Source organism: Paenibacillus sp. LHD-117, from assembly GCF_030929555.1.
GTDB lineage: Bacteria > Bacillota > Bacilli > Paenibacillales > Paenibacillaceae > Pristimantibacillus.
Window position 1 is genome coordinate 18,193 of the sequence record NZ_JAVFVT010000048.1, and the last position, 20,832, is coordinate 39,024.

At 47.0% G+C, this 20,832-nt stretch carries 19 protein-coding genes and 1 pseudogene; 15 read left to right on the forward strand and 5 right to left on the reverse strand.

The features are described from left to right. Positions 1-147 precede the first annotated feature (147 nt). On the forward strand, positions 148-798 hold the full coding sequence (locus tag RB620_RS27105) for a hypothetical protein (RefSeq protein WP_308099870.1): 651 nt from the start codon (positions 148-150) through the stop codon (positions 796-798). Between the two features lie 174 nt (positions 799-972). Here RB620_RS27105 and RB620_RS27110 read toward each other — a convergent pair whose 3' ends face one another. After that, complete coding sequence (locus tag RB620_RS27110) at positions 973-1,179, reverse strand: helix-turn-helix domain-containing protein (RefSeq protein WP_308099872.1); 207 nt, start codon at positions 1,177-1,179, stop codon at positions 973-975. Positions 1,180-1,339: 160 nt separating this feature from the next. On the opposite strand from RB620_RS27110, the gene RB620_RS27115 reads away from it, so the two are divergent. From RB620_RS27115 to RB620_RS27130, 4 genes are all read left to right on the forward strand, one after another. After that, positions 1,340-2,116: a recombinase family protein gene (locus RB620_RS27115; RefSeq protein ID WP_308099874.1), complete on the forward strand. Its 777-nt coding sequence runs from the start codon at positions 1,340-1,342 to the stop codon at positions 2,114-2,116. Positions 2,117-2,246: 130 nt separating this feature from the next. Then, complete coding sequence (locus tag RB620_RS27120; RefSeq protein WP_308099926.1) at positions 2,247-3,488, forward strand: IS110 family RNA-guided transposase; 1,242 nt, start codon at positions 2,247-2,249, stop codon at positions 3,486-3,488. 357 nt (positions 3,489-3,845) lie between these two features. Then, positions 3,846-4,079: a hypothetical protein gene (locus tag RB620_RS27125; RefSeq protein ID WP_308099876.1), complete on the forward strand. Its 234-nt coding sequence runs from the start codon at positions 3,846-3,848 to the stop codon at positions 4,077-4,079. 799 nt (positions 4,080-4,878) lie between these two features. Next, the gene (locus RB620_RS27130; RefSeq protein WP_308099878.1) at positions 4,879-5,190 is read left to right on the forward strand and encodes a hypothetical protein; all 312 of its coding nucleotides are present in this window, start codon (positions 4,879-4,881) and stop codon (positions 5,188-5,190) included. Positions 5,191-5,433: 243 nt separating this feature from the next. Here RB620_RS27130 and RB620_RS27135 read toward each other — a convergent pair whose 3' ends face one another. The 4 genes from RB620_RS27135 to RB620_RS27150 are packed head-to-tail and all read right to left on the reverse strand — an operon-like array spanning position 5,434 to position 9,179. Next, entirely contained in the window at positions 5,434-5,826 is a 393-nt protein-coding gene (locus tag RB620_RS27135; RefSeq protein WP_308099879.1) for a response regulator, read from the reverse strand. Beyond that, a complete protein-coding gene (locus RB620_RS27140; RefSeq protein WP_308099880.1) occupies positions 5,819-7,567 on the reverse strand; it encodes an ATP-binding response regulator in 1,749 nt (582 codons plus the stop codon). The genes RB620_RS27135 and RB620_RS27140 overlap by 8 nt, the downstream gene beginning before the upstream one ends. 5 nt (positions 7,568-7,572) lie before the next feature. Next, entirely contained in the window at positions 7,573-8,112 is a 540-nt protein-coding gene (locus tag RB620_RS27145; RefSeq protein ID WP_308099881.1) for a heme NO-binding domain-containing protein, read from the reverse strand. Next, the gene (locus RB620_RS27150; protein WP_308099883.1) at positions 8,109-9,179 is read right to left on the reverse strand and encodes an HD domain-containing phosphohydrolase; all 1,071 of its coding nucleotides are present in this window, start codon (positions 9,177-9,179) and stop codon (positions 8,109-8,111) included. Before RB620_RS27150 ends, RB620_RS27145 begins: the two co-directional genes overlap by 4 nt. 516 nt (positions 9,180-9,695) lie before the next feature. On the opposite strand from RB620_RS27150, the gene RB620_RS27155 reads away from it, so the two are divergent. From RB620_RS27155 to RB620_RS27200, 10 genes and pseudogenes are all read left to right on the forward strand, one after another. Beyond that, the gene (locus RB620_RS27155; protein ID WP_308099885.1) at positions 9,696-11,288 is read left to right on the forward strand and encodes a sensor histidine kinase; all 1,593 of its coding nucleotides are present in this window, start codon (positions 9,696-9,698) and stop codon (positions 11,286-11,288) included. A 149-nt stretch (positions 11,289-11,437) separates the two neighbouring features. Then, positions 11,438-15,562, forward strand: coding sequence for a hypothetical protein (locus RB620_RS27160; protein WP_308099887.1), 4,125 nt, complete (start codon positions 11,438-11,440; stop codon positions 15,560-15,562). Between the two features lie 21 nt (positions 15,563-15,583). After that, positions 15,584-15,940 carry a hypothetical protein gene (locus RB620_RS27165; RefSeq protein WP_308099889.1) on the forward strand — a complete coding sequence of 119 codons (357 nt, stop codon included), beginning with the start codon at positions 15,584-15,586 and terminating at the stop codon, positions 15,938-15,940. A 62-nt stretch (positions 15,941-16,002) separates the two neighbouring features. Then, complete coding sequence (locus RB620_RS27170; protein WP_308099891.1) at positions 16,003-16,254, forward strand: hypothetical protein; 252 nt, start codon at positions 16,003-16,005, stop codon at positions 16,252-16,254. A 254-nt stretch (positions 16,255-16,508) separates the two neighbouring features. After that, positions 16,509-16,697, forward strand: coding sequence for a hypothetical protein (locus RB620_RS27175; protein WP_308099893.1), 189 nt, complete (start codon positions 16,509-16,511; stop codon positions 16,695-16,697). A gap of 335 nt (positions 16,698-17,032) precedes the next feature. After that, a complete protein-coding gene (locus RB620_RS27180; RefSeq protein WP_308099895.1) occupies positions 17,033-17,497 on the forward strand; it encodes a hypothetical protein in 465 nt (154 codons plus the stop codon). A gap of 67 nt (positions 17,498-17,564) precedes the next feature. Further along, positions 17,565-17,921, forward strand: coding sequence for a DUF7957 family protein (locus tag RB620_RS27185; protein ID WP_483874758.1), 357 nt, complete (start codon positions 17,565-17,567; stop codon positions 17,919-17,921). A 570-nt stretch (positions 17,922-18,491) separates the two neighbouring features. After that, positions 18,492-19,643, forward strand: a complete 1,152-nt coding sequence (locus tag RB620_RS27190; protein WP_308099899.1) for an SPFH domain-containing protein — start codon at positions 18,492-18,494, stop codon at positions 19,641-19,643. Continuing rightward, entirely contained in the window at positions 19,640-20,380 is a 741-nt protein-coding gene (locus RB620_RS27195; RefSeq protein ID WP_308099901.1) for a hypothetical protein, read from the forward strand. Before RB620_RS27190 ends, RB620_RS27195 begins: the two co-directional genes overlap by 4 nt. Before the next feature lie 251 nt (positions 20,381-20,631). Continuing rightward, positions 20,632-20,829 (forward strand): annotated as a pseudogene (locus RB620_RS27200) (TM2 domain-containing protein); the annotation flags it as partial. Positions 20,830-20,832: the final 3 nt, after the last annotated feature.

Genomic DNA, 20,832 nt, shown 5'->3' on the forward strand with positions numbered 1-20,832 from the left:
TAGTAGCGATTATTACGACGAAGAAAGCAATCTGGTGACGATCAGTTTACATAAAGAGTAGGTCATGTGGTAAGGCTAGCCACCCACTCCCTCATTCTTATAATACAAGCGGCAAATTCGTCAAAAGTTTTGCCAGTGGGGGAACGCATGAATAACGTACAGCTTTCAATAGACAAAGTTGCTATTGAATATCATGGAGTGACGGTGAACTTCTACAATCAACTCGCCCTGTCTTTTCGGGACTGGTTTGATGTTAAGCCTGTCATACGTCATAAAGGGTATGTTTATCATTGGAATTTGGGAATGGATGATGCTTACCTGTACTTGCGGTATCAACCATGGTGGCAGAAGAAATCAAGGAAGTACACGCTTCAAATTGAAACCCATCCTGATTATTTGGTGAAGTTTCGCACGTTGCTTGATGCACTATACGGACATTCTCAGGAAGTTCATTTCAACCGATGCGAGTTGGCTTATGATTTCCCATACCCGATGAGCAATGTATTTCTTGCTTCAAATACGGGGCGGAACATGAATGTTTATGAAGGCACTCGCTATTTTGGCAGGAAAGAAGAAAGCAAAGACCATGCTTTCTGTCGGAATTATGATAAGAAGGAAGAACGGAAGTCCAAGGGGATTGAGAAGTGGGGGAACGAACAAGGGTGGAACTGGTTTATAGACCTGACGAGAAAATCCCGATGGAGAGCATCATCCAGTATCCGCCCAAGTTCAATGACTACTACACTTGTAGCATTATTGCTGACTTGCAAGCTGTACGAGCGGAGAAAAGAGCCATGATACTAGCACTACAACATGGCTTAATGACTCCTGATGAACTCAGCAAGCATCACCGAGCATCAATAAAAGAAATTATGTCCTTACAGAAACAGAAACCCGTAGATTTTGATGCTCTCGCCACTAGGCATTGGGCGGATTTAATAACAGTTCCCTGTGCTTTAGTTTGTGGCAAGGTTAGTTATCTTCCTGTACAAGAAGTTCGCTCAGGCTGATGTTTAATGTCTTGCAGATAACGTCAAATGTGCTGAGATGAACTCTGTCGACTTCACTGGAGCATAGATGACTTATGGTATTTGGTCGTAGTCCTGTTAACCTTGCCAATTCACGCTGAGACATATTACGTTCAGCTAGAATCTCTTTGAGTTTTACTACAACGGGCAATTTGACACCAACTTCCGAACAGACTTGATTACCCCTATTATACGATTTCCTTACCCCATATGGAAATGATTGATTGTATCGCTTAGTTGGTATATAATCAAGTTGTATCTACTAAGCGTTACAATAATTCAGATTTCTGTAACGGTGGGGAGGAAACAGCATGAATGTCATCGGTTATGTCAGAGTTTCGACACAAGGACAAGCCAAAGACGGTTATAGTTTAGCGTACCAACAAGATGAAATCCGTTCCTATTGTCAGGAGCAAGGATGGAATCTGATGAACATATACAGCGATGAAGGTATCAGTGGGGCTAAGATAGACGAGGAAGCCCTTGAGGTGGACAGAATCGGCTTTCAGACGATGTTAGCCGCTATTGCCGCCCAAACCATTGATGCAGTTGTCGTCCTCAATACAAGCCGTTTATGGCGGTCAGACATTGTGAAAGTGTTGGTACATCGAGAGTTCAAGAAGCATGGGGTAGACGTTCGGAGCATCGAACAGCCGACATACTCCATCTACAAGAAAGACCCGAACGATTTTCTAATCAATGGGCTGATGGAACTGCTCGACCAGTACCAACGGCTCGAAATCGCTCTCAAGTTAGGTCGGGGGCGGAGCAAGAAAGCCCAACAGGGCGGCTATGCCGGAGGACGAGCAACATTCGGCTACAAGGCTGAGATAGGTCAGAAGTGTATCCAAGTGGACGAAAAGCAAGCTAAGACCGTCCGCAGAGTGTTTGAACTAAAGGAACAGCATCCAACATGGACGCTGACAAGAATCGCAGAATCCTTGAATGAAGCAGGTTTTACGACCCAACAAGGCAAGAAGTTTACGAAAGTGCAAGTCAAACGAATATTAGACAGACGTGATTTTTATAGCGGTATTTACCGCTATGGAGATATATCAGCGGAGGGCTTACATCAAGCCATCCTTTGACGGACATTGAATGGAGATGCTTGCGTCCCACTGCGAACCGAAAGGTTAACGCTCGAACTGAGGTTGCACCCATTCTTTACCTACCGTCATAGCTAACTCACAAATCCGTAAACAGGGGTGAATCCTTTTGTTGCACTATAAGCAAACGCATATCTATGTCGGAATGGATTTACATAAGGCTCAACATACCGCCGTTATCATCAACTGTTGGAATGAGCGGTTAGGCGAAATCCAAATCGTGAATAAACCGTCTGCCTTTGATGACCTGATGAAGTTCGTCATGAAGCATACGCCAAAAGGCTTGACCCCTGTATATGGGTTAGAGGATACGGGCGGCAACGGCAGGTCAGTAGCCGTTCACCTTGTCGAGAACAAGCAAATTGTCAAGGAAGTCAATTCGGCTCTATCTTACAATGAACGCATGAGTAATGCGACTACGCAAAAGAGCGACAGTTGGGATGCGTTCTGCATCGCCAAAGTGCTACTTGCAAGACTAGATGAACTGCCGGATGCAAATCCACAGGACATTTACTGGACTCTTGGGCAGGTAGTAGCAAGACGAAACTCTATCGTCAAACATGCCGCTATGCTTAAGAATCAGCTTCATCAGCAATTAAGCTATCATTATCCGTCCTACAAGAAATTCTTCTGTGACATTGACGGGAAGGCGGCTTTAGCCTTTTGGGAAAAGTACCCTGCACCGCATCATCTATCATCGGTGGGGACAGAGGAACTAGCTGAATACCTTCGCAAAGCAAGCCATAACACCTGTTCCACCCGTAAGGCGGAAGAAATCTTGGAAGTCGTCAGACAGGACGGAGCAACCGAGCGTAAACTTCAAGAACATCGAGATTTCCTAGTCGTTAGTATGGTTCATGATATGCGGAGAAGTCGGGAACTTATTAAGCAAGTTGAAGAAGAACTTCGGAAGGTGCTAGCCAAGACAGACTATAAGCTAGATTCGATGGACGGAATCAACATTGTGACAGCGGCGGAACTGGTTGCAGAAATCGGAGATGTTCGCCGCTTCTCTAATGCCGACAAACTAGCCCGATTCGCCGGAATCGCTCCTATCCGATTTAGTTCGGGCGGCAAGGGCAAAGACCAAGCAAGCGGTCAAGGCAATCGAGTTCTGAACAGCATCTTCCATAACCTAGCCGTTCAGCAAATCCAAGTCGCCAAGGGAAAGAACAAGACACAGCGTAATCCACTCATGTACGAGTTCTACCAACGGAAGCTAGCAGAAGGCAAGACGAAAAAGCAAGCCCTCATATGCATCATGAGAAGGCTAGTGAACATCATCTACAGCATGATGAAGAACAAAACTGAATACAGGGCGGCGAGTCCTCTAACGGAACTCAAAGCCGGATGATATAATAGGTGGTAATTGGAAATCAGTTACCACCTTTTCTATAAGAGATTTTAAGATTACAACTTAGGGGACGGGAAATGCTTTCAATGCCGCGAAAAGCGGAGGAAAGCACTCTGGCTTTTATAATCAGTATGTTGGCAAATCAAATGAAGAAATTCAAAAAGGTATACAATCACTTGATAAACAAATAGCCGAGCATCAAGATAAGATTCGCAATCCTGAGGCGCACATACCTAATTTCAGGGATTTAGACCCAAGGCAACAGGAAGCACTAATAAATAAAAAGTGGCCATCAGACATTCAAAGACAGATGGAACAAAAAGAAATTCTTGAAGACATTTTAAGGAGTAGATGAAAATGGATAAACAGCTAAAAGATTTTCTAGGCGATTTAATTACACTTATTCATGAGAAGTACAACGAAACGTTGGTTGTGCCTGTAGACGAAAGTGCCGAGGATAAATGTTACAGGTTGGGTTCAAATTTTGCATATTACGATGTCTTAGATTTAGTGGAGTCTCAATTATTATCACAAGGTTTTGATTCTGATTCTTTCGAGAAAATTTCACCAATACTAGGTGAAAAAATCTAAATTGTGACTTGACTCTGATAGAGGTAATTTTACCTCTTCAGAGTCTTTTTCATTGGGCGGCTACCCAGTACGGAATGAACCCATCATTCAACCAATAACACATATAACCCATTTATTACCCGTATAAAGATTTCTCCAATTCGTGTGTACGCACGTAAATGCTTGAAGTTTATACCCTAAATAACGCTATTACGTTACAATGTACAGGTCGATTATGGTTAGATACCACCATGATTGACCTGTTTTTAGTTATCTTCGTTTTCTTGCGTTTTTTCAAAATCCATCGCAACTATAGAATATGCCGCTCCGATAGAGATGATGGAAAGGCAATGAATCGCATCTTCTAGGATGGATGGTACGACAATTAAGAGTAAGGGTGGTGAAGTTGAATAATTTTGATTATGTCCGCAACAAAACTGAACATAATAGCGATAGTTACGACGAAGAAAGCAATCTGGTGACGACCAGTTTACATAAAGAGTAGGTCATGTAGTAAGGCTAGCCTCCCACTCCCTCATCAACATAATACCAGCGGCAAATCCGTTAAAAGTTTTGCCAGTGGGGGAACGCATGAATAACGTGTAGCTTTCCATTGACAACGTTGCTATTGAATATCATGGAGTGACAGTGAACTTCTACAATCAACTCGCACTGTCTTTTCGGGACTGGTTTGATGTTAAGCCTGTCATGCGCCATAAAGGGTATGATTACCATAGGAATTTGAGAATGATTGGAATTTATCAAAAATCAAGGAAAAGTGTAAATGAATCATTGGGATTAAAGTGAGAGGAGGTTTCAAGTGGTTAGAATCGTAAAGCACATCGCTAATGATGGAAGAGTTGATTTTGAGTTTGTCGGGTTTGAGTTATGGGATGATTTTTATACTTTAACAAATATCCTTAAAACCCAGATGGACGCAAAAGTTGTTGAAAAACTTGAGGGAATATATTCAAGATACTGGACTTTTGAAATTAACAATATTCCGTTTAAGTTGATGTACCATGAGGACACGGGCTATTGCCTATGTCCGATTAAAAGTAGCGCAGATGATATTATTTTTATGGAGAACCTAGCTCATAAAATGTTACCGTTAGTAAGTAAATCCTTGTAATAATAACAATGATTAATTTTGAGCCTTGGTAGGCTTCGCGCCCTTCAAGGTTCTTTTCTGTGGTGGGGCTCCCCAGTGCCGAATGAAGCCATCATTCAACCAATAACACATCTAAACCATGTAGTGCCCGTATAAACGCACGTCATGCTTTACTCTTTTATTACCTAAATAACGCTATACCGATACATTAAACAGGTCGATTATGGTCAGATTCTAAGGCTAGCCGCCAAATTGACGGCAGCCCTAATCCGCCGCGCTCCTCACTCCGCCCCCGCGCCCCAGCAGCGCCCCGATCTTCTCCAGCAGCCGCGACCATTCGACCGGCTTGGTGTCGAAGTCGTCGCAGCCGGCTTCGAAGGCGCGGTCGCGGTCGCTCGTCATGGCGTGGGCGGTCAGCGCGATAACCGGGATGTGGCGCGTCTCCGGATCGGCCTTCAGCGCGCGCGTCGCGTTCCAGCCATCGACGACCGGCAAGCTCATGTCCATGAGGATGAGGTCCGGCTGACGCGACTTCGCGAGGTCAATGCCATGCTGTCCGTCCACCGCCATCTCCACGTCGAAGCCCTTGCGAATCAGGCGGCGCGACAGCATGTCACGGTTCATTTCGTTGTCTTCCACGAGCAGTATGTTAGGCATAGTCACCATCCTCCTCCGCTGTTCCCGATGACAGGGCGATCAGCTGATGAATTTCCTGCACAAGCTCTTCGCGATTCAACTGCCCTTTGCTTACGATGTTTTTGGCGTAGCCGCTCAGCCTGTCCCGATCCTCTTCCGTGATCGTCTTCGCGGTGACGATGACGACCGGAATCGTCCGCCACTCCTCATGCTCCCGCAGCACCTTCACGAATTCGAACCCATCCATCTCCGGCATCATGAGATCAAGCAAAATCAAGCTCGGCGCTTCCCGCCGAACGCAATCGAGCGCGAGATTGCCGTTGCCGGCCTGCATGACGCGGAAGCCTTCCTTGCGAAGAAGCTTCGTCATCATGTCGGAGGTCAGCGCGTCGTCTTCGATGACGAGTACCGAGTGGGCCTGCCGCCGCTCATCGGGAACATACTTCTCGATGATGGAAACCAGCCTGTCCCGATGGACCGGCTTCGTGACGAATTCGGAAGCGCCCATCGCATAAGCCAGCTGCTTATCTTCCAGCATCGAAATCATGACGACCGGAATATGCGCGAGCTCTGGATCGTTCTTGAGCATCGTCAGCACGTTCCAACCGTCCATGCCCGGCATGAGCACGTCGAGCGAAATAACGGCGGGCCGCAGCAGCTTCGCGAGCCGGATGCCTTCCTGCCCCGATTGGGCCAGCGTTACGTTCCATTCCGCATTGCCCAAATAGCGCTGCATCAGCCCGAGCATGGCCGGATCGTCATCGATAACGAGCACCGTGCCGACGCCGGACACGCCTTCATCGGCGCCGGCCGCGCGATCCCGCGAGCGCGGCGGCATGACCGCCACGTTCGGCTCCGATTCCGACGCCTCCACCAAGGGAAGCCAGACCGTGAAGACGGAGCCAACGCCAGCCTTGCTGTCGAGGCGGATCGTGCCGCCGAGCATGGTGCACAGGTTCTGGCTGATGGCAAGCCCGAGTCCGGTCCCGCCGAACTTCCGGGTCGTGGAGGAGTCCGCCTGCTTGAACGCCTGGAATACGTCGGCCGCCTGCTCGGGCGTCATGCCGATGCCGGTGTCGCGCACGCGGAAGGTGATGCCCGGCACGCCTTCCTCGCTCTCGTAAACGACGGACAAGGTAACCGTCCCGTCCTCCGTGAACTTCGCGGCATTGCTGATGATGTTCAGCAAGATCTGCCTCAGCTTCGTTGCGTCCGAATGAATCCGTCCGTCCGGATAGTCCACGGCGAGCCGGTTGCGGTTCGACGCCATCAGCGGCTCCGCGGTGGCGACGATGTCTCCGATCAGGGAAGGCAGCTCGATCGGCTCGTAATACAGCTCCATTTTGCCGGCTTCGATCTTGGACAGATCCAGGATGCTGTTGATCAGCGTGAGCAGGTGACGGCCTGCCGTGTGGATCTTGTGCAGATCGTCCGAGAAGGCGGCTTCGCCCATCTCGTCGGCTTCTTCCTTCAACATCTCGCTGTAGCCGATAATCGCGTTCAGCGGCGTGCGCAGCTCATGGCTCATATTGGCGAGGAACTGGCTCTTGATCTGGCTCGCTTCGATGGCTTCGTCGCGGGCTTGGGACAGCTCCTGCGTACGTTCCTTCACGAGTTCTTCCAACTGATCGTTCAATTGCCGGAGCTCTTGATTTACGTAATAAATCTCGCGGGTTTTCTCCTCGGCGATCCGCTCCGCTTCCTTGCGCGCGCGTTTTTCCCGTTCCAGCTGCCTGCGGAGTACCTCAATGTCGTCTGTCAATCCGCTCACCCCGCTTTGGTCAGAACGAACCGGGCGGACGTGCCGTCCGTCAGATTGTCTCTTCGCAGTTCGATTCGTTCCCCGTAATGCTCGATGCAGCCCAAGATGAGTCCTTCGGCAAGGTCGGCGAACGGTCTCGCGGAGCGGTAGATCATGATGAGCTGGCCGGGGACGGATGCGTCGAATTCGAAGGAAGGAAGCTCGGCTCCCGGATACAGCTTGCGTACTTCAACGTGGATATAGCTGTCCACCCGCTGCAGGAAATCGAATACATTCACGTTTTCTTCCATGAAATAAGGATGTTTCTCTACCAAATAGCTGAACAAATAGTGTCCGAACGTCTGGACGAGGTCGGCTACGGGGATACCCGTTCGGTCGCTGAGCTGCACGACGAGCGCGATGATCTCTTGGTGGCCGTACGTGCCGACCGTCGTGTAGCTGCCGCCCGAGGGCAGATCCGCCGCGACGATAATATCGTCCGCTAGCGAGAGCGAGAACTTGCTCTCCACCATTTCCAGAAACGTTGTAAAAATCATGCCTTTCATCCTCCGATGCCCTCCTTTGTCGTATTATCATTCGTAAGTCCGTTCTCGATAACGGAGAAGAACGCCTCGATCACCTTGGGGTCAAAATGCTGCCCGGATTGGATCCGAATCTCCGCGATTGCTTCTTCCTGCGTCCATGCCCGCTTGTACGGGCGCTCGTGCGTGAGTGCGTCATAGAAGTCCGCGATCGCCACGATCCGGCCGGCGAGGGGGATGGTCTCCCCGCTAAGCCCGCTCGGGTAGCCGGCTCCGTTCCACTTCTCGTGATGGGTGAGCGCGATGATTCTCGCGACCTGCAGAACGGGGAAGCGGCTCCCTTCCAAAATGCTGGCGCCGATGTCCGTATGCAGCTTCATCTTGGCGAATTCCTCCGGGGTGAACCGGCCGGGCTTCAGCAGGATGCCGTCCGGAATGCCGATCTTGCCGATATCGTGCAGCGGAGCCGCGCGCCCGATCAGCGCAGCTTCCTCCGCCGGCAAGCCGAGCGCAAGGGCGATTTTGACCGCCAAGTCCGCCACCCGCTCAGTGTGCTGACCCGTCTCGTCGTCTCGGTACTCCGCCGTGCGGCCCAATACGTCAAGAATTTCGGCCTGGGCAAGCTCAAGCGCCTTCGTCCGCTCGCGTACTCGCCGCTCCAGATCGTGATTCTTCTCCTGTAGCTGCAGATGATAGAATCGCGTAGCGAGGAAGTTCTGAATACGAAGAACGACCTCGGTTCGGTCGAACGGCTTCGTTATAAAATCGTTGGCTCCTTCGTGAAGCACTCGTTTCCTCGCTTCGGGCGTGACATCCGCCGTAAGGACCAGAACGGGCAAATAGTCGCCTTCCGGCTTCCATTCACGCAAGTAACGCAACGCCTCGAAGCCATCCATGCCCGGCATATGCAAGTCTAGCAGCACGATATCGGGTTGGTGCGCGCGGTACAACGTCTCCAGCTGCGTCGGATCCGTGGTTGTCACCAGATTCGAATACCCGGCGCGATTCAAAATTCGCTGAAGAAGGCTAATGTTATAGTCCTGATCGTCCACGATCAGGAACGTGGCATTTTTCATCCATAACTCGTCCATAGGTAGGCAGTCCTCATTTGCGTATGTAATAGAGTCGATTGGAATTGGTGCAACTTAACATTCTATGTAATAGTATAGAATGAAATCCGAGATATTTCGACTATATTCTTCTAGGACCGTAAAAAATGAGCTGGTAGCGGCGAACTAGAGGATCGTTCCGAGCATGCCGTCACCATTCGATGATCTAACGGAACTCAGCGCTCTTATGACGGGATTATGAGCCTTTCTGGATATCTAACGGAACTCAAGGCTCTTAATCGATTGAAAATTGTAGTTTTTCAGGTAGAAAAAGCCTAATAAGGCTCCATACATCCGTTAGATATTCAAATTGTCTAAAATGAGCCGAATAGAGTCGACCGCTTCCGTTAGCGCTTAAGAACTACCGCTGCGGCAACGTTTTACAGGATTGGTCTACTAGGAGCAGGATTCATCAGCGTATTGGGAGGAAAATAATCGCTTGCCGTCGAATGAGAACACATTCCAGAAAAAACCATGAACAGGAATGAGGTCGGCAGCATGCATCACGATCACGGTACGTATGACTTAATTTTGGTGATCTTCTCTTATATCGTGGCGGCCGTCGCTTCGTATACCGTTCTCGATCTGGTCAACCGGATCGGCACGACGGAGGGGCGGAACCGGTGGATGTGGCTGCTCATGGGCGCGTGCGCGATGGGCATGGGCATTTGGTCGATGCATTTCGTCGGCATGCTCGCCTTCTCGCTTCCCGTTCCCGTTGCCTATCATATCCCGACCGTCGTGTTATCGGTGGTTGTCGCAATCGCGGCTTCCATTGCCGCTCTGCATATCGTGGGAAGGCGGCAGCCGACGATTCGCCGGATTTTGACCGGAGGCGTGCTGCTGGCCGCGGGCATCGTCGCGATGCATTACATCGGCATGAGCGCGATGATGATCGATATCCGCTACAACCCGGGATACGTCGCTTTATCCGTAGTTATCGCCATCGTAGCCGCCATTACGGCGCTATGGTTGTCGTTTTATTTCCGCAGGGACGGAGCAGGGGAGCGGGGCTACCATACCAAAAAAATCGCCAGCGGACTCATTATGGGCGCCGCGGTGGCCGGTATGCATTACGTCGGCATGTATGCCGCGCATTTCGATGTAGGCGAGATTTCCGAACTAGCGGGGTCGGGTTTGATCCTTGATCAGAAGCGGCTCGCGTACTTCATCTCGGGCGGAACGTTGTTTACGCTCGGGCTTTCGCTTATCGGCATTTATATCTCCAATAAATTCACCTACAAAGATTCAGAGATCGAAGACAAAACGACGGAAATTCACAAGGTGAACCAGGAGCTTCGCGAGCTGAACGATCAATTGGAGCAAATCGTGAGGGAGCGGACGCTTGAGCTATCCCAGGCCCGCGACGAAGCCATCGAAGCGAGCCAGATCAAGAGCCAGTTCCTCGCCAACATGAGTCACGAGCTGCGGACGCCGCTGAACGCGATCATCGGCTATAGCGAGATGCTGAAGGAAGAAGCCGAGGAGATGGGCGAAGCTTCGTTAGCGGACGACCTTGGCAAGATCCGGACGGCGAGCGCGCATCTGCTTACGTTGATTAACGATATTTTGGACATATCGAAGATCGAAGCGGGCAAGGTGGAGATGTACTACGAGAAGATCTCGATATCCGACTTGATCGGGGAAGTCGTCACGACGATCCGTCCGCTCGTCGAAGGGGGAGGCAACCGGTTGGAGACGGCCGAAGCGGAAGGCGAGCTGGAGACCGATGCCATGAAGCTGCGCCAAATCTTGTTGAACCTGCTCAGCAACGCCAGCAAATTCACGCATGAAGGGACCGTGCGCTTCGAGACGTACGCGGAGACGGTGAGCGGTAATCCGGGATACGGCTTCGTCATCGCCGATTCCGGCATCGGCATGAGCGCCGAGCAGCTCAAGCGGCTGTTCCAGCCGTTCACGCAGGCCGACGCGTCCACGACCCGCAAGTACGGCGGCACCGGTCTCGGCCTCGCCATTAGTCACCGCTACCTCGCCATGATAGGCGGCCATATCATGGTAACCAGCGAGCCGGGCAAGGGCAGCACGTTCAAGTGTTGGGTGCCGGCAGGGCGGGGGACGATGGTTTCATAGGTCGGTCGTATCATATAAATAGAGATCCCGCAGCTTTCAGAGGCTGCGGGATTTTTGACATAATCCGACAAAAGTTCCTATTTTAAATACTCGAATAGTCATGTATATTGAGGAACAGTAGACTATTTCAGGAAAAAAAGGATGATGTTATGTCGATTGTCGGATTGAATGGGTCATTACCGCCAAGAAATCTACCAGGCCCGCCTATTACTATTCCTTCAGGCTTAGGCCCTCTTGCCTCCACCAAAGTAGATCATACCAAGTATTTGCCCGTACCCTCATCACCATCGAATAGCACGACAACAACATCAACGAGCGGTTCTACGACTTATCAGAAGCCCAGTCAGGCCGAGCTTAATAGTCAACTGGAAGCTGCGAAAAAAGAGTGGTGGGATGCCAGATTCCGCAATGATGAAAAGGCTATGGAAGCAGCAAAAGCGAAGGGAAACACGCTTCGTCAGGCGGGAGCCGTAGAAACGGAAGCGGCCAAAAAGCTGGATATTGAAAACTCGGCGAAGTGGGAGGCTTTAAAGCAAAACGAACTCAACGCCAACTTGTTTGCCTCCAAGAAACAGTGGTGGGATGCATACGATAGCGGGAATGAACAAGGGATGAAGGACGCAAAGGCAAAGGGCGAGCTGTACCGAAGCATGGGGGCGGTAGAGACGGATGAGATGAGACGGTACGATGCCGAACGCCTGAAGCAGTCCGAGGCCAAGAAACAGGAGCAAGCAAGAGAAACTGAACGCCAGAAGCAGCAGCAGTTGAATTCGCAGCTGCTGCAAGTTAAAGTGCAATGGTGGGAAGCTAGGCTGCAAAGCGGCAATCGCCCTGCGGAAATCGCAAATCTTGATGCGATTAAGAAGAAAGGCGACGAACTCCGAGCCCAAGGTGCTCAAGACACAGCTGAGTCTGATGCGGTTAACCGTCGCTATCAAACGCTTCTGGATGAAAAATTATCAGGAGAAAAGGCGTTGCTTCAAGAAAAGAAAAGCTGGTGGAATGCTTATCTAAACTTGGATCAAGCGGGGATGAACAAAGCTGCATCAGCGGCGGAAAAGCTTCGCGGTAATCGATACGTGAAGGAAACAGCGGAGATGGAACGGTTAGAAACCCAAAACCAGCAGTTCCTGCGAGCCAAACAAGATTACTATACGCAACAGATGAACTTGAATACATCGGGTATGTCTGAAGCGAAGGCAAGAATGGAAAAGACAATCCAGAATGGCGCAAGTTTATCCAGTCAAGCGGTCTACGGCATGGATACCGCTAATCGGACGATTATTGGACATCGGGTGGCTTACTGGAACACGAATGCGGCGGAGGGTTGGAACAAAGCGGAGCAGCATAAGTATGCCGAACAAACCTATCGAAATAACCATGCTTTTAAATCCTTGCTGATTAGCGATAATCGGAGCACAGCCTTTGATCAAGTCGCCAACGATATCATCTGGAAGACGGCCGACAAATGGGATCGATATGCAACGTTGTCTCGCAATGAGCTTTCGATGCAATCGGCTCAACAATCGACAGTAGGTAAAGTGTTAACTTACACCGGGATGAACAAATATGAATCTTCCAACAATACTGGCGTAAATCCAAAAGGCGGTTCTGTGTCTCCATCCTACAATACAGGGATAAATCCAAAAGACGGTTCTGTGCTTCCTGTTTCTACAGTCACGCAACACGTTTCTTTGTCATCAAGTGAAGCAGAGTTGCAGGATTTATATAAGTCGATGCATACCGCTTTAAGCGGTTTCGGGTTGTTCAGGGAGACGAAGACCGATGTTGTGAACAAGGAGCTCGAGCAGCTGCGAAAGCGATACTGGGGAGCGATTGATACTGGAAACACGGCAGCAGCGAATGTCGAAAAAACGCAGATCGATCAGCTTCTAAAAACCAATCAGGGGCTGGACGGCTTGCTTGTATCAACGAAGCAGGAAGCCAACAATAAAGCATTCCTAAGTTTGCGTGATGCTTTCAATGCGGATTTGTCCAAGAGTCTCTATGACAGTGCAATATCAAAACTCACAGAATTGCAAAAGATGCTTACACAAAACGGTTCCGATCTGAGTATACGGCGTAATGCCTCCGTTAGTGCGGCAAGCGCGGATGGGTTGCTTCTCCACATTAAGGCGAAAGAATGGAAAAACGCCGAAAACCTGATCTCGGATGCGGGAGGTACGCTGGGGAAAGTAAAGGCAACCGTTAAGGATAAGCTGGGTATTACACAAGCCGGTATGGATGCAGCCGTAGCGATGGATAACGCGAATAGACAGGTTTTAGCAGCCAAGCGGGACTTCTGGGTTTCGGTAACAAACGGAGCTTCGTCCGCTCAATTGGATCAGGCTTATAAAAATATCGGAACGGCCGCTGCAGATCGTAATTCCACTTTAACGGCAAATCTGGATACCGAATTCAATAAGATTTTCCGAAATGCGATCGAATATAAGATTCGGTCTTGGACAGAAAGAGGCAACACGGATCAACAAGATGAGGTTTACGCGTTAGGTAAAAACGTGAATGCATTAGTGACGAAAGCCAATAATTTAGGACTTTCCGATTCCGTGAAAGGATTTTCATTCGGTGCGGGGGAAAGCGGTACTACGAAGCTGGATCAACAATTAAGCACGTTGTACGATTACAAGAAGACGATTTGGGATATGGATGCCGGAGTGATTGCGCCGAATGACAACACCAGGTTACCGACCAATCCGAAACAAACGATCGAAAACCTGTTGACCGCTGCCAATAAGTACATCGCGAGAGACTTAACACTGCCGGAGTTTGCGATGGACGCAGCGAATGAGAAGGTATTGCAGGCGAGGAACAAAGTGTTAGAGGCCGTCGTGGAAGGCGTTCGTACCAAAGCCGACTATTATATGAACGAAGGACGCAAGAACGTAGCGCAGGGTGCAACATTAGAAATTGATAAGCTGGTCGGCGATCTGGACAAGCTGATGAATCGATCGGCGGCGGAAAGTATGAATGCGGCAATCAACCAGCGGATCAATCAAGTCAACGTAACGATTGCCGATACGGATATGGCGGCTCTGCAGAAGTCGCTGGCGAAGATGAACATCTACGAGGGTCCGATAACCGGCAGATACGACAAGGGAACCTTCGTAGCGGTATTTGCTTATCAGAAGCTGCTGGAGAGCGATGCCAGAGCCTCGATGTTCAAGCAGGATGGGGTTGATCTTGGCAAAGAAGGAATGGTGACGAAAGAGCTGGTCAAATTCGCCATTACGGATACAGGGCTAGGCAGGAAGAACAGCCCAACCAACGATTTATCTTTCCTGCGTGAGCAAGTCACGTACTTCGGGATTGCGGACGGCATGGTAACGCAGCTTGCGGAAGATGCTTATAGTAGTTTGGAAACAGTAGCGGCTTTGAATCCGATGAGCGCGGGATTTTGGACTAAAACAGTTCCGCAGCTGACCGAACTGGCCAAGGGCATCATGAATGGCGAAATAACAATCAACAGCTTATTCGGCGCGATGGCGGGCGCAGTCAAGCAGGAATATGTCGAACCTTTCCAGTATCTTATTAACAACTATGCGAAGGTATCGGGCGGACAAGCCAGCTATGAGGAAGCCCGAACCTACGGCAAGAATCTTACAAAAGCCGTCGAGGCCATAGCAGGGGCTATAACTCTTAGCTACCCTATTGTAGCCAAAGCTGTTGCAAAAGCTACACCTAAAGTGAAAGAGTTAATAGATGGTATTAAGAATGCGTTGGGTAATTCCCCGGCCGATGCTAAGGAAATTAAGGATGAAGTTGTGGGTGGTGGGATAGGAGAAATTGATGAGATTATTAAAAAAGGAAAACAAATAACTCATTTCTTAAACCCCGCTGATCCGTTTAGGGATGTATTCGGGGCAGGATCTATCTCACATCCAGAAGAGTGGAATAGACTTATAGATGAGCTCAAAAATAATGGAGTTGAAGTGGTATATAGAGAAGGCAGTATGGGTTATGGCCCACTTAAAAAAGGAGAACCTGGTCAGATATTAATTGATCCAGAAGCCTCCATGAGTGCATTACGGCATGAGTATAGTCATTTTTTAGAGGCAAAGACTAAAAATTTTCCGTCGGCTGCTGAATCGTATCGAGATTGGGAAGCCAGGATTGATGATGAACTTAAAGCTTATACTATTGAAATTGAAGAGGCAAAAAGATTGGGGTTGGACAATGTAGCAAAACAACTCCAAAAAAACTTTGAAGAAGAGAAACAATATATCATTGACAGATTTAAACCCCGAGATGAATAAAACTGTTAGGAGATGATTTAAATGGCTTCAGTTGCCGAATTGGTAAAACAAATTGAAAATAATACTATAAAAAATGAAGATTTAATTTTTTGCATGGAGGACCATAATTTTGGTGTAGTAACCATGTCAATGTTCAAAGCGATAGAACGAAAATATTGCAATCAACGAATAGTGGATCGTTTAGCTGAGTTAAGCCGACTTTTGAAAGATAATAAATTTATTGGACCATGGCAGATGGGGCATGTAGCATTAGCAGCATTATCATTATTAGAAAGCGAGAGTTCGAAAAAGAAGTTCATTGAACTCTTCGAAAATCTGAATGAGAATGACAAATTTTTAGTCGATAATTTTATCAAATCAGAAGCATATAAAGAGTAAGTAAAAGCTCCATTATGAGGAGGAGTAGACACTGGTAGTTATCTTAAAGGGTGGAGCGATAAATGAATATCAAAGAACTGGAGTTAAGGCTTATATCGGAGAATATTCGGAGTGACGTTTATTCACTCAATGGAGGCTTGCCAAACGAGGCTTGCTGTATTTCTCAGAGTAATGGAATTTGGGAAGTTTATTACAGTGAGCGAGGGAATAAATCTGGCTTACGAATATTCCAAAAGGAAGAAGAAGCATGTCAATATTTTTACGATTCACTTATTGAAGCTTTAAAGGATTTAAAGGATATGGGACTTTATTAAGTTCATTTCAACCTTGATTGGCTACATGCCTTTTAAGGTTTCTTCTTTGTTTGGGGTGCCTTTGAGAGACCGTTCTACTTGGAATCCAGTTACTGAGGTATTCGATATCAATCCATCCAAAAATGCACATGATAAAGCTAACCTTACGGCTCCAAATCCAACTGATCCATTCCCAGGATATGACTCAGAATCTGATTTTATTAAACATATGGATGATGAAATCGACTATTAAAGTTCGAGGTGAAGAAATGTACTTGGATAAGACTTTACAAAGAATAAATGAAATAAATAATGAAGCTTTTGGAATACCACAAAATACTCCCTATGTTGCTCTGAAAGTTGTTAATGTAGATACTGTACAAGTAACGAGTTTTTTCGGGATGCGTTTTTCAGTGGATATATCAAATGGAAAGCTTATCGACAAAGAGAGTAATGGATGGTAATGAACTTACATCATAATTTAGATAGACTAACAACATAACTACAGTGGGGCTACCCAGTGCCGAATGACCCCATCATTCATCCAATAACACATATAACCCATGTAATACACGTATAAAGATTTGTTACATTAAACAGGTCGATTATGGTTAGATAACCACCATGATTGACCTGTTTTTGTTAGCATCATTTTCTTGCATTTTTTCAAACTATTACGTCACAACTGTAGCATGCGCCGCTACAGGATTCGGAAAAGAATATAATTACTTGATATAACATGGATATGTTCTCGACGAATCGACAATGAAGATGATTTCTAAAAAAGGAGAGTGATTACATGGAGTTTTTTGAATTAGTAAAACAACATTTTGGATCAATCGTTTCAAAATATGATCTCTGTTTAGAAAAAATAGTAGATGATGAAGTAGCTTTGATAGCGCGTAATTTTGCCATTAGTATTTGGAGAAGTCGAGATGGAGTGGACATAGTCTATCTAATGTTAGATGATAGAAACTCATTGGTTAAAATAAATATTTCTTCTTATCTCGCCATGAATTATAACGAAAATGATAGAAGGGGTATAATCATATCCACGAATTTGTTAGAAAAAATTATCAATGGTTTGATTATTCATTCAAGGGGATTAGAAGATCATTTTGTGAATATATTACTCGGGGATAAAGGTTGGTTTAATGAGTACAAAAAAAATAAGTATAGCGAAGACTTTCAGCTTGCAAGTACTTATGAAAGAAAAATCATTGAACCAATATTACTCGACAATGCTAGTTCGACTAGCATATAGTAGTTCAACTTAGAAGTTTGAGTTTAATTAAATGAAACAGTCTTACCGGATATCGTACCGTAAAGAGGTGAGGAAATTGTCGATAGTATTTAGCCAAAATGATAATGAACTGGTAGTAAACGATAATAAAATAGTTTTCGATCATAAAATACGATACGTTAAAGAAGTAAGGGAGACTTTAATCGTATTACTTGAAATACCTAGCAACGAGGTGTACTTAAATAACGTGTTTGGTATTACTAGTATAGGAATAATAAAATGGCGAATTCAAAATGTTGGTGATGTTTTTCCAATAAAAAATCAGTTACCATTTGAAAACTTGATGTTGCAGGGATCTGACATGTTTGTTTCGGATTTTTATGGCAGAAGGTACTCTATAAATCCTGCTAATGGGGAAATACTTTCGAGTGATATTGCAAGATAGTATAAGTTTATTTTTAGAAATCTTGGTTGGCTTCGCGAAGTGCACCCCTTAATTGGAAAACACCCTTTTAGGGGGTGCTATTCTTATGGCGTTTAAAGAACAAAAATTGAAGCAATATCCGGAGTCTTTGAAGCGAGAGGCAAAACACCCACAGTTCAACAAAACTGTGGGTGTTTATATGTTATGTTGCCCTACTTCCGATCACAAAAAAATGGAGAACCAGAAGTACTAGAAAAGGTTCCAGTTCAACCGCGAATTTCTTTTTCAAGTAGCCTCTACACTAATTAGAATACTCAAAGAAGGAGAATGCATTTTTCCGGATACAACCTCTTATGCTTCTTGATTAGCATGATGGGCGGCCTATCATGGTGGCTAGCGAGCCGGGCAAGGGCAGCACATTTAAGTGTTGGGTGCTGGCGGGATGGGGGGAGTGCCGGTTCATGAGTATTATTTCCTAGTCTCTATCTCATGTTTTTCTATGATTTCAATTGCCTGCATTGGGAAATTTGTACTACAATATAGGGAAAGTGGAACATAGTAGAGTAGGATTGAGATAGTGGGGGGATACGTTTGGCCATCATCGACGTCATCAAATTTAACGGAATAGCCAATCGCGATTGGCTCGTTTTTCGTTATCCGGGCGAAAGTTTCGTATACGGCACCCAGCTTATTGTGGGTGAAGGCCAGATTGCTGTTTTTGTAAAGGGAGGCAAGGCGCTAGACTATTTTTCCGCGGGAACGTATACACTTAATGCCAATAACATTCCGATCCTGCAATCGTTTATTAATCTTCCGTTCGGCAAGAGAACGCCCTTCACCGCGGAAGTGTTCTTCATCAATAAGACGATTAAACTGGATGTGCTTTGGGGAACGAGCGACCCAATTAGCCTAATCGATCCTAAATATAACGTTAGGTTAAGGGTACGTGCGTTCGGGCAGTTCGGGATGAGAATTTCGGATTTCCGCGTATTCCTGACCGAATTAATTGGGGCCGTAGGGGACCATGACGTTGTCAAATACGATACGATCATCAGTTATTTTAAAGGCATTACCGTCACGAAAATCAAAACATTGATAGCCAACACCGTAATTAACAAAAAAATATCCGTTCTTGAGATTGCCCCGTTGTTGGAAGAATTGTCGGAAAGGGCAGAAAACAGCGTTGCGTTCGAGTTCGAACGCTTCGGAATAACCATCGTTAACTTCCTTGTATCTTCCGTTAATTTTCCAGATGAAGACTTTGAAACGATTAATCGGATTCTGGGAGAGAAAGCCGCTTTCGAGATTATTGGCGACCAACGCTATAATGTGAAACGTTCGTTTGACGTGATGGAAACGGCCGCGGGCAACGAAAGCGGAGGGAATATTGCGGCGGCCGGCATCGGTTTGGGTCTAGGCGCAGGCGCCGGATTGGCGGTAGGGACGGCTTTTACCAATCATGCTAGCGGCATCATGAATAGTTCCACCAAAGTCATTCCGTGCAACAAATGCGCATCCATGAACGACGTTGACGATAAGTTCTGCGGCAATTGCGGCAACAAGCTTGCGAGCGAGAAAGTGGAATGCCGATCTTGCAAGTCTCACATTGATCGTAACGCGAAGTTTTGTCCGGAATGCGGGTGTTCGATGGGGATGAAAGTTTGTCCGAGTTGCCACAAAGAGAATTCGCCCGAGACGAAGTTTTGCTCCGAGTGCGGTACGAGAATGGAGGGCAACCCGTGAGTACCAAAAACATATCTATCGCGCAATTTCTTAAACTAGCTGGTTGTTTAGTCATTAACGCCGCGCTTATTATTGCCTTCATTCGATTATTTGATCTGTTTTCCGTGATGTCGCCGCTTAAGTCCATGCTCATGTTAATCGTTCTTATTGGAAGTCTGGGCGTATCGAACGCCGTTTTGTTCATTCCGGGAACAATAACCGGGCGAATAGGATTGGTTCACACCACGACTTTAATCGTCGCAACGATCACTTACACGATCATCGCTAATGTGATTTCGATTATTGCGATTTCCGCCAGCATCGCTTGGTATATCGTGTGGCAGCTGGTCGTCTTCGCCGTTTATTTGCTTTCTTTATCAACGATTAGCTTCTTTGCCCGGCGAACGGCCGCAGACAGAGATCTCGACAAGGTCGAGCAAAATGCAAAACAAGCCGTCGCGCTGCAACTCTATCATATCGAAACAACGTTAATGGCCAAAAAACATGAGGAAGGCTTCATTCCACTCTCCAAATCTTTTTATTTATTAAAAGAAAGATTGCAAGCGTCAAGTCCTTTCGGAAGATTTGCCGGAAACCATCAATTAATGGAGATGGAACAGCAGATCCTTAATCATTTGGAATACATATGGATGCAGTCCAAACTCGAAATTACGCAAGCTGCCGTCATCGAAATCCAAAAGTTAATGGAAGAAACAAGACAACTCGTGATGGCAAGAGAAACAATGAGCATCCAATAAAGCTTAAAAAAATCGAAATGACAAGGAGATCATCATAAATGAGTACACCGAATTGCCCGTCCTGCGGAGCTCCGACCGGAGCCCAATCAACCGAATGCAAATATTGCGGGGAGAAGTTAACGGCTGCCCAACCCCACTATCAAGCGAATCCGAATTTCTCGAACCCGCCGCAATACCAACAACCGGCTAGCAACTACTCCAATCCTACGCAACCCGCATATGGCGCACCGGCGCAGTACAATCGGAAGAGTAAAGTTGCCGCGGGTTTGTTGGGTATTTTCTTAGGCGGGCTGGGTATCCATAAATTTTACCTCGGCAGAATCTGGTGGGGAATTGCTTACATATTGTTCTGCTGGACGTATATTCCTGCCATTGTTGGATTTATCGAGGGCATTGTTTATTTAGCATCGAATGAAGAGAAGTTCCAAATGAAATATAGACGCAAATAAAAG

Excerpts from the sequence above, each read along its gene's own strand:
- RB620_RS27125 (WP_308099876.1), top strand. The coding sequence starts at position 3,846 with ATGGATAAACAGCTAAAAGATTTTCTAGGCGATTTAATTACACTTATT.
- RB620_RS27105 (WP_308099870.1), top strand. The coding sequence starts at position 148 with ATGAATAACGTACAGCTTTCAATAGACAAAGTTGCTATTGAATATCAT.
- RB620_RS27145 (WP_308099881.1), bottom strand. The coding sequence starts at position 8,112 with ATGAAAGGCATGATTTTTACAACGTTTCTGGAAATGGTGGAGAGCAAG.
- RB620_RS27115 (WP_308099874.1), top strand. The coding sequence starts at position 1,340 with ATGAATGTCATCGGTTATGTCAGAGTTTCGACACAAGGACAAGCCAAA.
- RB620_RS27155 (WP_308099885.1), top strand. The coding sequence starts at position 9,696 with ATGCATCACGATCACGGTACGTATGACTTAATTTTGGTGATCTTCTCT.
- RB620_RS27180 (WP_308099895.1), top strand. The coding sequence starts at position 17,033 with ATGGAGTTTTTTGAATTAGTAAAACAACATTTTGGATCAATCGTTTCA.
- RB620_RS27160 (WP_308099887.1), top strand. The coding sequence starts at position 11,438 with ATGTCGATTGTCGGATTGAATGGGTCATTACCGCCAAGAAATCTACCA.
- RB620_RS27135 (WP_308099879.1), bottom strand. The coding sequence starts at position 5,826 with ATGCCTAACATACTGCTCGTGGAAGACAACGAAATGAACCGTGACATG.
- RB620_RS27150 (WP_308099883.1), bottom strand. The coding sequence starts at position 9,179 with ATGGACGAGTTATGGATGAAAAATGCCACGTTCCTGATCGTGGACGAT.
- RB620_RS27165 (WP_308099889.1), top strand. The coding sequence starts at position 15,584 with ATGGCTTCAGTTGCCGAATTGGTAAAACAAATTGAAAATAATACTATA.
- RB620_RS27170 (WP_308099891.1), top strand. The coding sequence starts at position 16,003 with ATGAATATCAAAGAACTGGAGTTAAGGCTTATATCGGAGAATATTCGG.